An 18,731-nucleotide genomic window follows, 5' to 3' on the forward strand; every position below is an offset into this window, starting at 1 on the left:
AAAAAATGATTTCAGTTTGTATAGCAACATTTAATGGTGGATTTTTTATAGAAAGACAATTAAATTCAATTTTGCCTCAATTAGCTGAGCACGATGAAGTTGTGGTTGTGGATGATTGTTCGACTGATCAAACGGTAGACGTTATCCACAAGCTCGCTGATAAACGCATAAGCGTAACAGTTAATAAAAAAAATATTGGGCCAATGAACAGCTTCGAAAAAGCGTTATCTCTATCAAAAGGTGACGTTATTTTTTTATGTGATCAGGATGATATTTGGTTGGCGAATAAAGTGAAGGTAGTGATGGATAGTTTTGCAGAAACAGATGCAGACCTCGTTATCCATGATGCAGAAGTTGTTGATGGAAATTTAGCAAGAATAGATTCATCATGGAATCATTATAATCATAATAATTTAAACCAAAAATTGTTAGGTAATATTGTGAAAAATGCTTATACTGGATGTATGATGGCGTTTAGGCAGGAAATTAAAGAATTGATATTACCAATCCCAGAGTCTGTTGAAATGCATGATCAATGGGTGGCAATAGCGGCACTCATTGCGCATAAAAAAATTTATTCTATTGATATGCCCTTAATGCAATATGTTCGTCATGGCGGTAATGTAACAGCAATAAAAAAGAGAGGCGTATTGACCCAATTAAGGGGGAGAATTGGAACTATCAAAGCAATTTTTCAATATAAAAAAGATAATGGTTAGTTTGGAGCACATAAAATGAAAATCGTACAAATTAATAGCGTTTGCGGTGTTGGAAGTACCGGACGAATCGCTTTGAACATTTATGAAGCAATTCAGAAGCAAGGCGATGAAGGATACATTTTTTATGGTAGAGGAGCAGCTAGCGAAAGAGATGATAATTTAAAATTATTTTGTAATAAGTTGGAAATGTACAGCCATATTTTTAAAACTAGGTTATTTGATAACCATGGTTTTGGATCAAGAAAAGTTACTTCGCAGTTAATTGAGGCACTAAAAAAAATAAAGCCAGATATTGTTCATCTACATAATATCCATGGCTACTATCTAAATATAGACATATTATTTAATTTTTTAAAAGAATATAATAAGCCAGTTGTATGGACATTACATGATACATGGTCAATCTCTGGTCACAGCGCCACAATTGATAAATTAGAGGATGGAAGTTTGCCAACCAAAATGGGGGGAGATGAAAAAAAAGACTATCCGCAAACTTTTTTTGTTGACCGCTGGAAAACTAATTTTAATAGAAAGAAAAATATTTTTTCAAATGTAAAAAATTTGACGATTGTCACTCCTTCAAATTGGTTAGCTGATTTAGTTAGTATATCATATCTTAATCAATACAAGTGTGAAGTTATTCATAATGGTATTGATTTATCACGTTTTTCTAGTTTAGCAAATGAACCTATGGCAACTAAACAAATAGAAAAAAGCATTTCAAAAAAAATGATTTTAGGAGTCGCTAGCGTTTGGACTAAGACAAAGGGACTTGAGTATTTCAACAATTTGGCCCAGAAATATGGGAATGAATTCCAGTTGGTTGTTGTTGGAAAGATTGAAAAAAATCAAGAGCTGGATAAAAAAATCGTTCACATTGAGAACACTGAAAGTATTGAAGAGCTAGCTACTTATTATTCATTGGCAGATGTTTTTTTTAATCCAACTACTAGAGACAATTTTCCCACAACAAATATTGAAGCACTGGCTTGTGGGACACCGGTTGTCACATTTAAAACTGGAGGGAGTGGTGAATCCTTAACGAAGGATACTGGTGTGATTTGCTCTAGTAAAAGCCTGGGATCAATTCATAAAGCGATTACTATTGCGAGTGAGCTTAATAGTGATAAATGTATAGAGCGGTCCAAATTATTCTCTAAAGAACAAATGTGCCAAAATTATCTGAATCTATACCGAACGATCGAATCTGATATTATTTAAATGGGGGCGAAGATTATGAAGTTTGATAAAGGTATTATTTGGCTAAGAATTATCGCCTGTTATATGGTAATTTTGAATCACACATTTGGTCAACTTTTAGATATTGAGAAACTATCTGTTAATTGGATTCTTTCAAGCGTTGTAGTCGTTCTTTCTAAGTCAGCAGTTCCTATTTTTTTGATGATTTCTGGTTCATTGAGTTTAAATAAGGAAATTTCCTATACGAAGAATACTATGGCAATATTAAAAATGGTACTCGTATTATTACTGTTTTCTCTGCTATACTACAGATTTGATCCATTGAATTCCTATCGGGAAATGGGAAGCTTCTTTAACAATTTCTTTAGTTTGCCGATAACAAATGCATTTTGGTATATGTATGCATATATAGCAATAATGATTTTCAGACCCTTTGTTCATAAGATGGTAGAAAATTTTAGAGCGAAAGACTATTATGTATTCTTTACTGTTAGTTTGTTTTTCACTTCGTTAGTACCTCTTCTTGAAAAGGTAAGTGGTAATGCACTGTTATCACCTAGATTTACAATAAATTTGTTTAGTATTTATATGGTGTATTATATATTTGGTCATTATGTTCGTAATTTTTTAGAGAAAATATCTCGGAAAATGTTTATCAATGCCTGCACTATTTTCGTAGGTGTTACAATTTTTACTGTGGTGATGATGGTTCATACTAAATCTCAAGGTCTTGTTAAATTTACGATATGGGACAGCGAGGGAGTTGGGTTAAACATTGCAGTACCTGCCATGTGTCTTATGATAATTTTCCGTTATTTATATGAAAATAAGCAAACGTCAAACAGTACTTTAATTATTATCAGTAAATCAACTTTTGGAGTATATTTATTTTCTGATCTATTAATTCATCGGTATACACCATTTTTTTACAATAATTTATTAGTTACATTAAAGCCCTTTAACAGAATGTTAATATTTTCTGTTTTAGTATTATTGGCTGGATTAATTGTAACAGTTTTTTATTATCAGGTAAAAGATAAGTTTGGTAAGATTGTAAAAGGTCTGATCAGTTAAGAATAAGGTTAACTAGTTCATCAGTCTTCGACAAAAAGTCTGATGGAATAGAATGATTTCTGGAGGTAGATATGATTTTGAATAAGTTAAAACAAAATAAACTTTTACAAATGCAAGTTGGGTATTTATTTGCTTTCTTATTACTCATGGCTATTGCTTTATTGCCATTTATATTAGAATCTAAAAGTATGATATGGAGTGTGGATGGAATTGGGCAGCATTATCCGATTTTAGTAGAGCTAAGAGAAATTTTAGTAGAACGTTTGAGACACCCTTTTGAAGCGATGCAGATGTGGGATTTTAATATAGGCATAGGTGCAGATGTTATTCAAAGTTATAGTTACTATGGTTTAGGAGATTTTATTTCGTATTTAATCGTATTGTTTCCAATTGATAAATTGGAATTAGGCTATAATTTATTAATTATTTTTCGATTGTATTTGGTCGGTGCCTCATTTTTGATTTACATAAAAAAATATAATTATTCTACAATAACTAGTATTGCAGGTGCTTTATTTTATGTGTTTTCAGGGTATGCATTAACGTTGTATCATCCCTTTTTTTTAAACCCTTTATTTCTGCTACCTTTGATGTGCTATTGTATAGATCGTATATTTGCTGGGAAAGCTATCTGGGGGTTTAGTTTAACCGTAGCTTACATCTTAATAAATAACTTCTATTTTGCCTACATGTTAGCTATATTTGGCGGATGGTATTTTGTGATACAATATTTTGCTATCCATAAAAAAACAATTAAGCTTGGAAAAGTTCTGATGAAGATTTTATCAGGTGGAATAATCGGCTTTCTTATATCAGCAGTTATTTTTCTACCATCGGTTTATGGATTTCTAACCGCTTCGAGAGCAGAAAATAATCTAGCTAATGGAGCATTGATTTATCCAATCTCTTATTATTTAAACTTACTAAAGGGGTTAATCGGTAATCCAAGTACACTGAAATACGACGCTAAGCTAGGCTTTGCCAGTATTTTTTTATTTGTGTTAGTATATCTTTTTGTTAACCGAAAGAAGTACAGAGCCCTTTTTATATCATTTTGCGTATCATTTGTCATTTTATTATTACCTGCTGCCGGGGCTATTATGAATGGCTTTTCTTCTCCATCCCAACGATGGAGTTTTGCGATAGGATTTATATCTGCAATTGCAACCTGTCATTTTATGGAGCATTTAGAAACGCTGTCAATAAAGCTAATGAAAAAGTTTGTCATAACACTAATTGTATATCTTTGCCTGTATTGGATCAATCCTGAGTTACATATTTTCCCAACTTTGATGATGGGACCAGTTATATTTCTTCTAATCAACTTTATTGTTATTAGCTATGGTTTCTTTGGACATAAGGTTGGACTAAAGAAAATAAATATCGCAGCTACATTATTAATTGTCCTCTGTTTAGATGCATCAGTCACTACCTTCACATACTTCAGTAGTGGATTTAATGGCCGAGGAATGGTGTTAACATATTTCTTTAAGGGAGAAGCAGATGCTCACTTTATTGATCAGTTTAGCCAAAATGAAAAATTGATAACTGATCAAGATTTTTATCGATCAAGCTTCATTACTCAGGACTATAATTATAAATTTCAAAATTCAAATGGAGCGTTTATTAGAAATCAAAATCAACTGGCATCGTATCTGTCAATTCAATCGAAATATCCAAACGATTTTTCTAAATCTATTGGAAATTTTCAACGAACTAATACCAATCCTATTCAACAGTTAGATAATAGAACAATTGCAAATAACTACTTAGGGGCGAGATACATATTAGGGACAGATAGTGGTCAATCGGTTGATATGTATGGCTATCAGCTAGATTTGACTAATAATAATTTACCAATATATCAAACAAATAATGATTTTCCCTTATTATTTACGAGTGACAATGATATATCTTATGAATCATTTGAAAAAATGTCAGAATTAAATCGAGAAGAATTTTTATCACTGGGCGTTGTTGCAGAAAGTTCCACAAAAGAGTCAACAGATGGTTATGAATTTTTACCGATGAGGAAAGTTGAATTTACAACAAATTCGACATTTAAAGATAAGTTTAATTTAGATAATACCGAAGGTAATTATCTTCTTAAAATGAAAAATACTGACAAATTGAGAAATGGCGAATTATTTCTAAAAATAACAGGTTTGACTTATAAACCATTCAACGCTTCTGAGCGTTTAGAAGACTATCTAGTTACTATTAAGGATGAAACTGAGGCAAGTCAGAATCAACTTATTTATAGATATAAATTATCTGATTTGTGGCAGTCACCTGATGATACAATGAATTTGTTAGTTAACTATGAAGATACTAGTAAAACAATTAGAAATTTTAGCAAGCTAGATGTTTCTGCGTATGATCATCAGGAAGACTTTTTAATAAATCTAGGCTATCGCGAATTCCATGATGGCGACATTGTATTAACTGGTTATCATGGAAAATATCAATTTTCTGGGATTGAACTATATTTTAGGGAATTTACCGATGCTTATGACATCCGAGTGACTGACATAAAAAAACGATCTTTAGAGAACGTTAAAGTTGCTAAAAATAAAGTTACTGGAAGTTTAAATGTATCTGAAGAAACTTACTTAGTCTCAAGCATTCCTTATTCTTCAGGTTGGACAGCATCTATTAATGGAGAAAAAGTACAAATTGAAAAGGTGAATGCTGGTTTTATAGGACTGAAAATGCCTATTGGAGAAAATCATCTGAAATTAACATATGAGACGCCGTGGTTACACATTGGAAAAATCATGACTCTTTTTGGGTTAACATTACTTTTTATCGCTACCGTATTATATTATTTCAAATCTAGGAGTATAAATAAAAAAAACAATGAGGGTGGGACAAAACTCTCTTAAAACAGAAAGAGTATCTTGATGAAAATCAGAATAACTGATAATCACCAAGATACTTTTTTGGATTAAGTTAATTTATTGTATTAATACAACTCTTATTTACATCATATCAAGGAACGTTATCCGTAAGCAGGTAATAAAAACACGGGTACATAAATAGCGTCACACCGTTTATAATTTGGATAGAAATCCAATTATAGGGTTGTGTCGCTATTTTATTTGCACTCTAGCTGGATTTGTTCTGCCCACGGAAGATAGTCTTCCAATAATTCCGGAAATCTAATAAAATCCAAATTAGGTAGTTTTTCAAATAAGTGAGTCAGATAGTTGAAGGCATTTAAGTGAATATTGCGCTAAGATTGAGCCGGTTAAGCGGAGTTATGAGCCGGCAATTGCATAGAGTTGAGCCGCTCGATGCATTCAAATGTGCCAGTCTCCTTTAAAACTAATAGCATCCTGTATAATCAATTTGCACGTTGTAAAACGTGACAAAATTATACAGGAGGTTTTTTTAATTGATTCATTATCGAAAAATTCTAGAGCTACATTTCTCTGACATCAGCCAGAGGACTATCAGTTCAAGCACAGGTCATTCGAGGAATACCGTCGCCCGTGTTATCAAACGAACAAGAGCGTTAGGAATGGAATCACTGTCAGACTCTATGACAAATAAGTGGTTAGAAGAGTTTTTGTTCCCAGAGAAACAAGCCATTGCGAAAGGCTATTTTCCCGTAGATTGGGAAACAGTTCATAAAGAGTTACAGAAGAAAAATATGACCCTTTTTCTGTTACATCAAGAGTATGCCATAGAGGCACGGCAAGCAGAGAAAATTCCCTACGCTTATCGGACTTTCACTGAGAAGTACGGCAACTATGCCAAAAAGTATAAATTAACCATGCCAATACGTCGGAAACCTGGTGAAATTATTGAAGTAGATTGGGCGGGCTCAACCTTGAAAATTCAAGATCGTTCGACGGGTGAAACGCACCTCGCCTACCTGTTCATAGCGGCATTCCCCTACAGTCAATATTGTTATGTCGAAGCTTTTTTGGATATGAAAACAACTAGTTGGCTTAAGGCTCATATTCATGCCTTTGATTATTTTGATGGTGTAGCAAAAACATTAGTACCAGACAACCTAAAAACAGGCGTGACAAAAGCTCACCGTGATGAACCGATTCTTAATGAAGCCTACAGAGAAATGGCCGATTATTATGGAACTATCATCATTCCGAGCCGAGTGCGTGCACCTAAAGATAAAGCAAGCGTGGAAGGAACTGTCGGTTACGTTTCAAGACAAATCATAGCGTCTTTGAGAAATTACCAGTGCTTTGACTTACTGGATTTAAATAAACAAATTCACTTAAAGCTGGATGAGCTTAATACGTTCCCTTTTCAAAAAAGACCAGGCTCGCGCAGACAGGTTTTCGAAGAAGAGGAGAAGCCCTACCTTCGCCCTCTTCGAAACCCCCGTTTCAAACTCGCAGAATGGAGAGTCGCTAAAGTTCAACTGAACTACCATATCCAAATTGAGCGCATGTACTACTCCGTTCCTTATGATTACGTCCAAGAGATAGTCGATATCCGATTAACTAAGGACTTACTAGAAGTTTACTTCAACGAAGCAAGAATTGCATCACATAAACGACTAGTTGGTGAGGTGGGCCAATACGCGACATCGGTGGACCATATGCCAGATAACCACCGATTACATTTGGAGCATACACCAGAAAAGAACAGGCAATGGGCAGCGGATGTGGGGAAATGGATGAGCCATTTTGTCATATACGTGCTTGATACACATGTAGAGAAAAAAGCCTTGAACCTATTAACGACTGTCAGGAACTTATCTAAGCGCTACTCGGATAAAGAATTAGAAGCAGGCGCCGAAATATTAATGACCATCACTTCTAATCCAACTGTTTCAGTTTTAAAAACCATTTTAAGCAGACAAAAAAATAAGCAAATAGCAAAAAATAAAAATGAAATCAGTGACCAATTAACAGAAACAAATTACGGCTTCTTACGTGGTGCTGATTACTTTGGAGGAAAAAGTAAATGATTAATCAAGAAACTTTAAGGAAATTAACAGAAATGAAAATGGGCGGTATGGAAGAATTGTACCTACAGCAATTTGAGAATAAGGATTACCAAGCGTTAGATTTCGCTGATCGTTTCAATCTCTTGGTTGATTATGAATATGATCGTCGTAAAACAACTAAACTCCAACGACTTATAAAGAATGCGACATTTAATGACCCCTCAGCTTCAGTAGAGGATATCATTTATCATCCAGATCGTCATTTAGATAAAAAGCAGTTGTTAGGGTTAGCGACCGGTAATTATCTTCAAAACCATCATAACATTATTTTTATGGGGGCTTCTGGAAACGGCAAAACGTGGTTGTCAAATGCCTTCGGCATACAAGCTTGTCGACAATTTTACAAAGTAAAATACATCAGACTTCCAGAGCTTTTAGATGAATTAGCCACTGCGAAATATGAGGCGGACGGAAGTTTCCGTAAACTCATATTGAAATATAAAAAAATTGATTTACTTATTTTGGACGAATGGTTATTAACAGAACTCACTACCGAGCAAGTCCTCCATCTATTTGAAATTGTCGAATCACGCCTTAAAAGAACCTCCACTATCTTTTGTTCACAATTTTCGCCTGAAGGTTGGCACTCCAAATTAGGTGAAGGGCAGGTAGCAGATGCGATTCTTGACCGAATTATACATGATTCCTACAAAATATTGGTCGATGGGGAAATTTCCATGAGAGAACGTAATGGTTTGTCTAGTGGTGAATAACTTATAGAGTGAATAGAATGAGCGAAGCCAGCTGACTTCGCTCATTTAATTTTATGTTGGCTCTCATCATGCCGTTAGTGGCTCAAATGGGTACAACTGATGGCTCAAAACTCCGCTCTAGTGGCTCTATCTGAATGCAGTATTCAATTTAAGCCGTTGGCTTTTGCTGTTTCAATCAACGAGTACGCTACACAGTTTGCTTTTGCGCCTGCGACACTCGTTGAAAACATGAAGTTTTTTCGCCCAATTGTCAGTGGACGAATGGATCGTTCAGCTAGATTGTTTGATAGAACCAGCCGCCCATCGTCTAAAAATGCCATTAATTCTTTTTTCAACCGCTGCGTATAGGCAATCGCAGTTCCTAATTTGCTTTTAGCGATAACTGAAAAAGAAGATAACCATTCCCAGAATTCGTCTAATAACGGTTGAGAATATTTACGCCGTTCTGCTTTTCGTTTTGTCGGAGTCAACTGTTTAAATTGCTTCTCTAAAACGAATAACTGATCGCAATAATTTTTGCCAATCGCTGCCATCCCACGATCGTCTCCTGCCTCATAAAACTTTCGACGAACATGAGCCCAACAGGCAACTACCTGTATATTTTCCATGTTTTGATAAGCCGAATATCCGTCACAGTGAACATATCCATGATAGTCGTCTAAAACCTCTTCTATGTTACTGCGAGAGCGGGTCAACGAAGAATGGTAATAGATAACTGGTTTAGGGCAAGAGTCGATTGTTTGAAATAACCAAATTCGCGCATCAGAAGTTGCCGGACGACCATCTGGTCGTCTTAAGATTTGATAAGAAGTTTCGTCTGCATGAATAGCTTCTTCCTTATTGAGCGTTTGGCGCAATCGATTATAAATAGGTTCTAACCAATCTTGGGAAGAACGAATAATCCAATTAGCTAATGTTTTACGTGTGACTTGAATACCATACTGTTGCCATTCTTTTTCTTGGCGGTAGAGAGGTAAACTTAATTCGTATTTTTGATGAAAGAGCCAAGCTAAAACAGAAGGACCTGCCAAACTTCGCTGTATTGGCGATTTAGGTACTTGAGCACGTTTGATTGAATGAATGTCTGCCTTCCGACACTCACCGCACTCATAACTATGTGCAATATACACTTTCTTTTTTAATGACGCAGGTATAAATTGCACTTCCTCACGCACCACTTTTTGTCCTAAAGAACGAAGTTCATTACCGCATGACTCACACGTACAGTCATCCCCATTTAGATAACAATGGATTTCTTCAACGGGTAAATCTTTAAGTAATCTTGCTTTATGACCCTTTTTCTTTTTACGTCTGTATATAATTTCCTCGACGGTTTCTACTTCGGTTGGCTCCGTTTCTTGAAAACCTCCGGGTCTTCAAAGAGAGAAAGCTGACTGTCGTTTGGTGTTTTTTCGCTAGATGTCCCAAATAATTTTTGTGTTAAATAGGCAAGCTGTTCGTTGAGTAATTTAATTTGTTCTGCTTGTGCCTCAACCTGTGCCATTAAGCGCTCGTTATTTTCTAATAAAACTTGATTAATCTTATCCATCTAGCGTCACCCATCCTTTTGTTTTTAAAATTGTACCATAAAAAAATAAAGCTAAACACAAAATTAGCTTTATTTTTAATTAATTTTGCCTGGTTTCGCAGCTTTTAAAGCCTTCGGCTGTTGAAGAGATAATCCTTCGAGAAGCCATCTTAATTCTTGGCTGGTGAGTGACTTGACTTCCTCTGTCTTTCTAGGCCACTGAAGTTTACCTGATTCTAACCGCTTGTAAAGTAGAATAAACCCATTTTGATCCCAATGCAACGCTTTAAAGCGATCTGTTTTACCTCCACAAAATAAGAATATCGCATCATCAAATAAATCTAAATTATACGTATCAGAAATAAGACTTGCGAGACCATCGATACCACGTCGTATATCGGTTTTACCACACACAATAAAAATATATTTCACCTGACTATAATTAATCAACATGATGTAGTTCTTTTAAAATCGTGGTTAAGATGTATTGATTAGCACCGTTGTAGACACGTAATTCGGTAGGATCAATTTTTAACTGACAGGCTAATTTTGGTTTTTGTGCCAACTTTGATGGTTGTGGTTTTGATGCATCCGTTAGGATAACTGGCACAATTGAATTTTCTTTCTTCAATAATAGGACCTCCGTTTTAACTTGATAGTTCAAGTATAGACGGAGGTCTCATTATTTTCTAGCGGTGTTTTTATTACCCGCTTACCGTTATCCCACCTTTTTTTATGATATTTTTTTTAATATGGGGCCATTTTCATTTGGTATTATTTTGTAAAAAGTGTTGCTATTGATATTTTCGTCAAAAAAGAGTGAAGAAAATTCTGCTGAAAACTGTTGATCTGATTTTAAAATATAGACGTATTGATAATTTTTAAGTAGTTCACTTCGCCATTCATTAGCAGTCAATTCAGAAGTCCAAACATCGTCTGTCCCATACTTTTTACCTATACTGTAGCCAGAGTCTGAATTTGCTTTGTATGGTGTAATAATATACTTAGCGACTAATACCTCATAACCTTTTGTATTTTGAGCAATGATGTATAGCTGATCTGTTGGTTTCATAATATGGTTAATATTTTCCAAAGGTTTATAGTGAGATCTTTTTTCAATCAAAGTGTTTTTTTCAGCTTTTGATAACAAGGTTAGGTTTGTTAAACTGTCAATATTACCAAGTAGAAAACTAAAAACAAGTAAAATTAATAATGAGTAATTTAATTTATCTAGTATACCTATCCCACGGTTGAAAAATATACCTGTAAATGTGAAGATTAAATATAAAAAGATAGCTAGCAGATATGTTGATAAGTAACGATCAAAGGAAGCGAGTTTTAATGCCTCATACTCACTGTATGTATACAGGTAGAGAAATAATAAGCTAACTAAATAAAGCAAACAACCGACATATAAGCTAATTAAACTTACTTTTATTCGATGATAATTCGGTAGGAGCTTAGACAATTTTAGGACAATTAAAGAAAAGAGGAGACTAACAGCAATCCATGAAAAAAAGGTCATATTAAGAATGTTAGGATGTAATGGTTCTTTAAATATGGCATGTATAAAATTACTGTAGGTTTGGTATTGGTAAGGCATTCCTTGATTATTGTAGAAGCTAATAATGCTACTAATTGTTAACTTTGATGTATTCCATGCTTCATCCGCATGGACACTAGCTAGATAAATAGACCAGCTTTTTTTTGCAATTAAGATAGAAAAACTAGATGATATAAGTAAAATAAGATTAGTTTTATTCATTAATTTCTTCTTTATTACAATGATATCTACTAAAATAATTAATATGGCAATGATTCCTAAGCCTGTACCAGCGGCTTTGATCAATGGGAAAATAAAAAATGCAGCACCCAAGTTTATTCTATTTAGTACTGATAAATTATCTTCTGAAAAATAAATGTACAAAATATAAATGAACATTATCGCTAGTGTAGCATCAACATAAATCGTTGTAAAAAAATTATCAAAAAAAGTCAGAGACACAATACTAATAAGGAAAAAACTAAGAAGGCCGGATTTTGTAGTTTTGAAGTGAAATTTACTGAAAAAAGGCAAAATTAAGGAAAAATGAAGAATGTTCATGCTCCTAAAAAGATTTCCCTCAGTAAATTTCCCTGAAACCATATTCCAAAAGTATTGAAATAATGCAGTCGCAGGAGGATAACCCTTAAAATAAGTTGTTGCTTCAGGTATTGAACCGAACTGATTAAAATGATACATATTTTTAGCAACAAGTCCCCAGTGAGAAAACTCATCCCAAGAAGAGAGCAAACGATGACGAGTTAGATACCAATTAAAAATATAAAAGGCAATGAAAAGAAAAAAACCAAAAGTAAATAATCCATTACGGTTCAGTTTCTTTCCTTTAATTAGTCTAAAGACTAAATAGATCATCGCGATCAATAATAATAACAGGCAAAATAAGACACCAAGCTTTAGTTGACCAATTAAGCCAAAAATGTATAGGGTGACAATAATGGTAAAAATGGTTGTAGCCAAAGTTTTATCAAATTTTTCTTTAAAAAAAGTGGACAAGGCAACTGAAACGGTCCATAAGTAGAAAAAAATAAAAATAGTAGCCATAGTTAATTCCTCTTTTCAACAAAAATAATGTTTCGTTGAATTTGAAAGCTAAGTAAAAATAGGATACCATCGACAATAATTTTTATTAATGTCACATTTAATGATAGCTTACTAGCAATGAACGAGACTAAAAAAGCAGAAATTAGCATTTGTACAATTGCCAATAAATAGTATTTTAAGAAAGTTTTTTTTGTTTCGCCTTTTTTGAATACAATTTTTTGATTTGCTCGATAATTGAAAAGAGAAGAGCAGAATCTTGCAAGAATAGTTGCAATAATAATGGCATTCAATGTAGTATTTTTTAATAGAAACATTAAAAACGTAAATAGCGAGATATCAATAATAAATGAAGCAAATGAAGAAAAAATAAATTTGAAAAACACTGCATAGATTTTAAAAGAATCGATTATAGGATTGAAATGAGACGATTCATTATCGTTGATATAAATCGTTTCAATAGGAACTTCCAAAATTTCTGTATCCAATTCCTTCGTTTCAATTAGCATATTCATTTCATATTCAAAACGTTCACCGGCAAGCGGCAATATCTTTTTCATAAATTCACTAGGGATTCCTCTTAGACCAGTTTGTGTATCACTTACATTGACCCCACATAGAAATTTAAACACTTTTCTAGTAACGATATTTCCAAAGCGACTGCGTAAAGGAATACTTCTTTTGTCGAATTCACGACAACCTAAAATTAATTTACTCGGTTCTTTTTCTAAAGCGAGGACACAATCGAAGATGCCTTTAACATCGTGTTGCCCATCAGAATCAGCAGTTACTAAGCCTATCCCATCAGGATGCTGATTAAGATAAAAATTGAAGGCAGTTTTAAGTGCTCGACCTTTACCTAAATTTACTGCATGAGTTAATACTGTACAACCTAGCTCTTCTTTTAATTTTGTAAATATTTGAGCATATTCACTTCCACTGCCATCATCTACAATTATTACTTGAACAGCTTTTCCGATTGAATAAGCATGGTTATTCATAGATTCTACAAGTGTAATCAAACGTTCATTTGGGTGTAGTGAAGGAATTACAATTGCTATAGTCATATTAAGTTGCCTCCTTTTTTTTCTAGATTATATTGGTAAGATGAAATATCACTATTACAATAGTCAATTATACACGAATAGTATGGAATAAGAAAAGAGATTTTATGGTTATTAAATAGAAAGTTATTGAAAGAAGAATATTAAAAATAAATGTCAATACTAAAAACTTCATTTTTATGATATAATGATTAATGATTTTGTGATAAGTGGGTGGGATGGAAGCGATGAAAATTTTAATAGTTAGTCAGAGTTTTTATCCTGACAATTTTAAAATAAATGAAATAATTAAAGACTTAGCAAATGACGATCATGAAATAACGGTTTTAAGTGGTCTAGGGGACTACACGACTGGAAAGGTTCATTCGAATTATCGTTTTTTTAGGAATCGTACAGAGAGTTACAATGGATGTACGATTAAAAGAGTTCGAACTGTTTCAAGAAGAAAAGGGCCGATTTTTAGGTCGCTAAATTATCTGTCGTTCGTCTTTTTTGGTGCTATTTGGGCTTTCTTCACTAAAAATAAATTTGATTTGGTTTACGTGTACCAACCTTCACCAGCAACAATGATACTACCTGGTGTAGTAGCGGCAAGAAGAAGCAACATTCCATTGTTAATATACTGTCTTGATATATGGCCAGAGGCAGTTAAAGCGATGCAAATTAAAGAAACATCAGTTGCATTTAAGTGGATACACCATCTAAGTAGATTTGCTTATAATCAAGCTGCGTTTATTTTAGTAAGTTCGTACTCATTTATGACCTATCTTCATGAAGAAAATGAGGTGAGTTATGAGAAAATGGCATTTTTACCACAACATGCGAACTTACCAAACGAAAAAATACTAGAAAATGATATCGATTTGAAAAAGTCAGAGTATAATTTTGTGTTTACTGGGAATATTGGTTATGTTCAAGATGTAGAAACGATTATCGAGGCAGCAGCTCAAATGAATTCTGAACTGCCATTTATGATTCACATTGTGGGGAATGGTTCAAATTATGAAGCCTGTCGTAAACTAGTAGAAAAGTTGAATATTCAATCAAAGGTGACATTCTATGGTCAACAACCAGCAGGCTTAATGCCGTTTTTTTACGAAATGGCGGATGCTTGTCTATTGACATTAAAATATGAAAATAAAATTGGCTTGACAATTCCTGCAAAGTTGCAGGGATATATGGCAGCGGGTAAACCGATTATTGGTTCGATTGAAGGGGATGCACAAGGAATTATCCAGGAAGCCAAATGTGGTATTTGTGTGCCGTCATCGGATAGCAAAGCATTAGCTTCAGCACTTGAAGCTTTCATGACATTGCCAGTAGAAGAAAGAAATGAATTTGGAAACAACGCACTAAACTATTTTCAAGAACACTTTAACAAAGATAAATTTGTTCAAGCTACACTAAAAAAAATGAAACAATTGGTGGAGCAGAAGTAAGGAGAAATCATGATGGAAGAATCAATATTTAAAGAAAAAACATTATTAATTACAGGGGGAACGGGGTCATTTGGTAATGCTGTATTGAATCGTTTTTTAGATACGGATATTAAAGAGATACGCATCTTTTCTAGAGATGAAAAGAAACAAGATGACATGAGGAAACTGTACAATAATTCAAAAATTAAATTTTATATTGGGGATGTCCGTGATCTTAACAGCATCAAAAATGCGATGCGTAATGTTGATTTTGTATTTCATGCTGCGGCATTAAAACAAGTACCATCTTGTGAATTTTTTCCGATGGAGGCGGTAAAAACAAATGTTCTAGGGACTGATAACGTTCTAACAGCAGCTATAGATGAAGGTGTCAGTAAAGTGATCTGTTTATCAACTGATAAGGCTGCTTATCCAATTAATGCAATGGGGACATCTAAGGCGATGATGGAAAAAGTTTTTGTAGCAAAATCACGAAACATTGATCCTAAGCAAACCCTCATTTGTGGAACTCGATATGGAAATGTCATGGCATCCCGAGGAAGTGTTATTCCATTATTTGTTGAACAGTTGAAAGCAGGGAACCCTCTGACAGTCACTGAGGCTAACATGACTAGGTTTATGATGAGCCTTGAAGATGCAGTAGACTTAGTTATTTATGCCTTCAATCATGCAGAGCAAGGTGATATTATGGTTCAAAAATCTCCAGCAGCTACAATTGCTACATTAATGGAAGCTCTCCAGACTATCTTTAAAACGAATGTTCCTGTAGAGGTAATTGGTGTTCGTCATGGTGAAAAACTGTATGAAACACTACTAACTGCTGAAGAAGCAGCACATGCTGAAGAACAAGGTGGATTTTACAGTATCCCCTCAGATAAACGTGATTTAAACTATGATAAGTATTTTGTTGAAGGAAAGATGGAAACACAAGTGATTGGTGAATATAATTCAGATAATACTGACCGCTTGTCAACAGAACAAATGATCGATTTATTACTTCAATTAGACTATATTCAAGAAGAGTTGGCTGATTGGAGGAATGCATAAAATGAATATTTTAGTTACGGGTGGAAATGGTTTTTTGGGGCGTAATCTAATTGCTCAACTAAACAATGAAGGGTTTACTAATATAACGAATTATACGCTAAATCATACTGCAACAGATTTAGACAACTTTACAAAAGAATGTGATTTTGTCTATCATTTAGCTGGAGTAAACAGACCAAAGAGCGACATAGAATTTTATGAGGGGAACACGAATTTAACCGAGCAGCTCATTAATGCATTAGAAAAAAACAATAAAAAAGTACCAGTCTTAATTACCTCTTCTATTCAGGCGGAGTTAGATAATCCTTATGGTGATAGCAAAAAAAAAGGTGAACAAATTGTTTTTGACTATGGCGAGAGAAATGGCATAGAGGTTATGGTTTATCGCTTAAAAAATCTTTATGGCAAATGGAGTAGACCAAATTATAATAGTGTTGTAGCTACATTTTGTTATAATCTGTCAAGAGAGATTCCTCTTCAAATTAATAATCCGGATGCAGAAGTCACCTTGTCTTATGTGGATGATGTAGTTAAAGAGTTTATTCGTGCGATGAAAAATACTCCTAAGAAAGATGGAAAGTATTGCGTCGTGACAGAAGAAGCAACAGTAACTATAGGAGAACTCGCCATAAAATTACAACAATTTAATGAGAATCGTCAAACCTTGATAATGCCATCATTAAAAAGTCGATTTGATCGAAATTTGTATGCTACGTATTTGTCTTATTTAGCAGAGGATGATTTTTCATATAAATTGAAAAAGAATGTTGATAATCGCGGTTGGTTAGCGGAATTTATTAAATCAGAAGACAATGGACAAATTTTTATTTCAACTACAAAGCCAGGGATTACGCGTGGGAATCATTGGCATCATACAAAGGTTGAAAAGTTTTTAGTTATCAAAGGAGAAGCGGTCATCAAATTTAGACATATATTTTCTGATAAAGTGATTGAATATACCGTGACAGGTGAAAATTTAGAAGTAGTTGATATTCCAGCTGGTTACACTCATTCGATTACTAATACAGGAAATGAAGAGATTATTACGTTATTTTGGGCGTGTGAGATCTTTGATCAAGACAACCCAGATACTTATTTTGTGGAGGTTTAATTGTGAGTAAATTGAAAGTTATGACAATCATTGGAACTAGACCAGAAATTATTCGCTTATCAGCGACAATTAAGGCTTGTGACAAATATTTTGACCATATTTTAGTTCATACGGGTCAAAACTGGGACTATACGCTTAATCAAGTGTTTTTTGATGATTTAGGATTAAGGCAACCAGATTATTTTCTTGAAAGTGTTGGAGACAATCTAGGGGAGACTATGGGTAACATTATTGCTAAGTCATTTGAAGTTATAGCAAAGGAACAACCAGAGGCGTTATTAGTTCTGGGGGATACGAATTCTGCTTTATCTGCAATCAGTGCGAAACGGTTAAAAGTTCCTATATTTCATATGGAAGCTGGGAATCGTTGTTTTGATCAAAATGTTCCAGAAGAAATAAATAGGAAAATTGTTGATCATATTGCAGATATTAACTTGCCATATACAGAACATTCTCGTAGGTATTTGCTCTCAGAAGGGTTTCGTAAAGAACATATATATGTTACAGGTTCTCCAATTCAAGAAGTACTACGTGATCATCAAGAGGCTATTGAAAAGAGTGATGTACTTAATACGTTGAACCTTGTGGCAGGTAAGTATATGATTGTGTCAGCTCATCGTGAGGAAAACATTGATAATGAAGAAAATTTCATGAGCCTGATGGAAGCTATTAACCGAATTGCAGAAAAATATCAAGTACCAATTATCTATTCGACTCACCCAAGAAGTAAAAAATATATTGAGGAACGTAATTTCCAATTTCATCCATTAGTTCAGACTCTACAGCCTTTTGGTTTTTTAGATTATAATAAATTACAAAAAAATGCACTATGCGTACTGTCTGACAGTGGGACACTTTCAGAGGAAAGTGCGATGCTTGGATTTACTGGTGTGCTCCTCAGAACCTCTACGGAGCGACCAGAGGTCTTGGATAAAGGAACAGTGGTAATTGCGGGAATTGACGCCCATGAAGTTGAGCAAGCTGTAGAAGTGGCAATTGAGATGACAGAAAATCAAGAAGAAACGGTCTTAGCGCTTGATTATCAAGACACCAATGTATCTGTGAAAGTGGTTAAGATTATTCAGAGTTACACTAAAATTATTAATCATGTTATTTGGCGTAAATGAAAAAAGAGGGTGAGACAAACACTCATGAGGGCTATCGCCCTCACCAAACAGAATGAAAACAAAAGTGATCGACCTACAGACGATTTCCTGTCATAATAAAAGTGACAGGAGTGGCTTTGTAGG

16 protein-coding genes are annotated in these 18,731 nt (G+C 34.2%); 10 read left to right on the forward strand and 6 right to left on the reverse strand.

The window, feature by feature from the left end:
* The first annotated feature begins 5 nt into the window (after nucleotides 1–5).
* The 6 genes from AC5KOD_RS07415 (at nucleotide 6) to istB (ending at nucleotide 8,690) form a co-directional block, all read left to right on the forward strand.
* Complete coding sequence (locus AC5KOD_RS07415) at nucleotides 6–719, forward strand: glycosyltransferase family 2 protein (RefSeq protein ID WP_496913908.1); 714 nt, start codon at nucleotides 6–8, stop codon at nucleotides 717–719.
* A 15-nt stretch (nucleotides 720–734) separates the two neighbouring features.
* Nucleotides 735–1,940 carry a glycosyltransferase gene (locus AC5KOD_RS07420; RefSeq protein ID WP_496913909.1) on the forward strand — a complete coding sequence of 402 codons (1,206 nt, stop codon included), beginning with the start codon at nucleotides 735–737 and terminating at the stop codon, nucleotides 1,938–1,940.
* 15 nt (nucleotides 1,941–1,955) lie between these two features.
* On the forward strand, nucleotides 1,956–2,993 hold the full coding sequence (locus AC5KOD_RS07425) for an acyltransferase (protein WP_496913910.1): 1,038 nt from the start codon (nucleotides 1,956–1,958) through the stop codon (nucleotides 2,991–2,993).
* Nucleotides 2,994–3,070: 77 nt separating this feature from the next.
* A complete protein-coding gene (locus tag AC5KOD_RS07430; protein WP_496913911.1) occupies nucleotides 3,071–5,878 on the forward strand; it encodes a YfhO family protein in 2,808 nt (935 codons plus the stop codon).
* Nucleotides 5,879–6,390: 512 nt separating this feature from the next.
* Nucleotides 6,391–7,938 (forward strand): IS21 family transposase, encoded by a 1,548-nt coding sequence (gene istA, locus AC5KOD_RS07435; RefSeq protein ID WP_496913912.1) that lies wholly within the window; start codon nucleotides 6,391–6,393, stop codon nucleotides 7,936–7,938.
* Entirely contained in the window at nucleotides 7,935–8,690 is a 756-nt protein-coding gene (gene istB, locus AC5KOD_RS07440) for an IS21-like element helper ATPase IstB (RefSeq protein ID WP_496913913.1), read from the forward strand. The genes istA and istB overlap by 4 nt, the downstream gene beginning before the upstream one ends.
* 143 nt (nucleotides 8,691–8,833) lie before the next feature.
* Here the strand turns inward: istB and tnpC are convergent, their stop codons facing one another.
* The 6 genes from tnpC to AC5KOD_RS07470 form a co-directional block, all read right to left on the reverse strand.
* Nucleotides 8,834–10,012 carry an IS66 family transposase gene (gene tnpC / locus AC5KOD_RS07445; protein WP_496913923.1) on the reverse strand — a complete coding sequence of 393 codons (1,179 nt, stop codon included), beginning with the start codon at nucleotides 10,010–10,012 and terminating at the stop codon, nucleotides 8,834–8,836.
* A gap of 14 nt (nucleotides 10,013–10,026) precedes the next feature.
* Complete coding sequence (locus AC5KOD_RS07450; RefSeq protein ID WP_496913914.1) at nucleotides 10,027–10,239, reverse strand: transposase domain-containing protein; 213 nt, start codon at nucleotides 10,237–10,239, stop codon at nucleotides 10,027–10,029.
* 75 nt (nucleotides 10,240–10,314) lie between these two features.
* Nucleotides 10,315–10,632, reverse strand: a complete 318-nt coding sequence (gene tnpB, locus AC5KOD_RS07455) for an IS66 family insertion sequence element accessory protein TnpB (protein WP_496913915.1) — start codon at nucleotides 10,630–10,632, stop codon at nucleotides 10,315–10,317.
* A 28-nt stretch (nucleotides 10,633–10,660) separates the two neighbouring features.
* On the reverse strand, nucleotides 10,661–10,849 hold the full coding sequence (locus AC5KOD_RS07460; RefSeq protein WP_496913916.1) for a hypothetical protein: 189 nt from the start codon (nucleotides 10,847–10,849) through the stop codon (nucleotides 10,661–10,663).
* Nucleotides 10,850–10,951: 102 nt separating this feature from the next.
* Nucleotides 10,952–12,823 carry a hypothetical protein gene (locus tag AC5KOD_RS07465; RefSeq protein ID WP_496913917.1) on the reverse strand — a complete coding sequence of 624 codons (1,872 nt, stop codon included), beginning with the start codon at nucleotides 12,821–12,823 and terminating at the stop codon, nucleotides 10,952–10,954.
* Between the two features lie 2 nt (nucleotides 12,824–12,825).
* The gene (locus tag AC5KOD_RS07470; protein WP_496913918.1) at nucleotides 12,826–13,887 is read right to left on the reverse strand and encodes a glycosyltransferase; all 1,062 of its coding nucleotides are present in this window, start codon (nucleotides 13,885–13,887) and stop codon (nucleotides 12,826–12,828) included.
* 224 nt (nucleotides 13,888–14,111) lie between these two features.
* Here AC5KOD_RS07470 and AC5KOD_RS07475 point away from each other — a divergent pair, with 224 nt between their 5' ends.
* Genes AC5KOD_RS07475 through wecB form a run of 4 tightly spaced genes read left to right on the forward strand, consistent with a single transcriptional unit; the run spans nucleotide 14,112 to nucleotide 18,608 of the window.
* Nucleotides 14,112–15,323 carry a glycosyltransferase family 4 protein gene (locus tag AC5KOD_RS07475; RefSeq protein ID WP_496913919.1) on the forward strand — a complete coding sequence of 404 codons (1,212 nt, stop codon included), beginning with the start codon at nucleotides 14,112–14,114 and terminating at the stop codon, nucleotides 15,321–15,323.
* 24 nt (nucleotides 15,324–15,347) lie between these two features.
* Nucleotides 15,348–16,370 (forward strand): polysaccharide biosynthesis protein, encoded by a 1,023-nt coding sequence (locus tag AC5KOD_RS07480; protein ID WP_496913924.1) that lies wholly within the window; start codon nucleotides 15,348–15,350, stop codon nucleotides 16,368–16,370.
* Between the two features lies 1 nt (nucleotide 16,371).
* A complete protein-coding gene (locus AC5KOD_RS07485) occupies nucleotides 16,372–17,481 on the forward strand; it encodes a polysaccharide biosynthesis C-terminal domain-containing protein (protein WP_496913920.1) in 1,110 nt (369 codons plus the stop codon).
* 2 nt (nucleotides 17,482–17,483) lie between these two features.
* On the forward strand, nucleotides 17,484–18,608 hold the full coding sequence (wecB, locus tag AC5KOD_RS07490) for a non-hydrolyzing UDP-N-acetylglucosamine 2-epimerase (RefSeq protein WP_496913921.1): 1,125 nt from the start codon (nucleotides 17,484–17,486) through the stop codon (nucleotides 18,606–18,608).
* Nucleotides 18,609–18,731 lie beyond the last annotated feature (123 nt).

Source organism: Vagococcus sp. WN80Y, from assembly GCF_059621045.1.

Coding starts and splice junctions, on each gene's coding strand:
- istB (WP_496913913.1), top strand. CDS start 7,935: ATGATTAATCAAGAAACTTTAAGGAAATTAACAGAAATGAAAATGGGC.
- AC5KOD_RS07420 (WP_496913909.1), top strand. CDS start 735: ATGAAAATCGTACAAATTAATAGCGTTTGCGGTGTTGGAAGTACCGGA.
- AC5KOD_RS07450 (WP_496913914.1), bottom strand. CDS start 10,239: ATGGATAAGATTAATCAAGTTTTATTAGAAAATAACGAGCGCTTAATG.
- AC5KOD_RS07485 (WP_496913920.1), top strand. CDS start 16,372: ATGAATATTTTAGTTACGGGTGGAAATGGTTTTTTGGGGCGTAATCTA.
- AC5KOD_RS07415 (WP_496913908.1), top strand. CDS start 6: ATGATTTCAGTTTGTATAGCAACATTTAATGGTGGATTTTTTATAGAA.
- AC5KOD_RS07425 (WP_496913910.1), top strand. CDS start 1,956: ATGAAGTTTGATAAAGGTATTATTTGGCTAAGAATTATCGCCTGTTAT.
- AC5KOD_RS07470 (WP_496913918.1), bottom strand. CDS start 13,887: ATGACTATAGCAATTGTAATTCCTTCACTACACCCAAATGAACGTTTG.
- AC5KOD_RS07475 (WP_496913919.1), top strand. CDS start 14,112: ATGAAAATTTTAATAGTTAGTCAGAGTTTTTATCCTGACAATTTTAAA.
- AC5KOD_RS07465 (WP_496913917.1), bottom strand. CDS start 12,823: ATGGCTACTATTTTTATTTTTTTCTACTTATGGACCGTTTCAGTTGCC.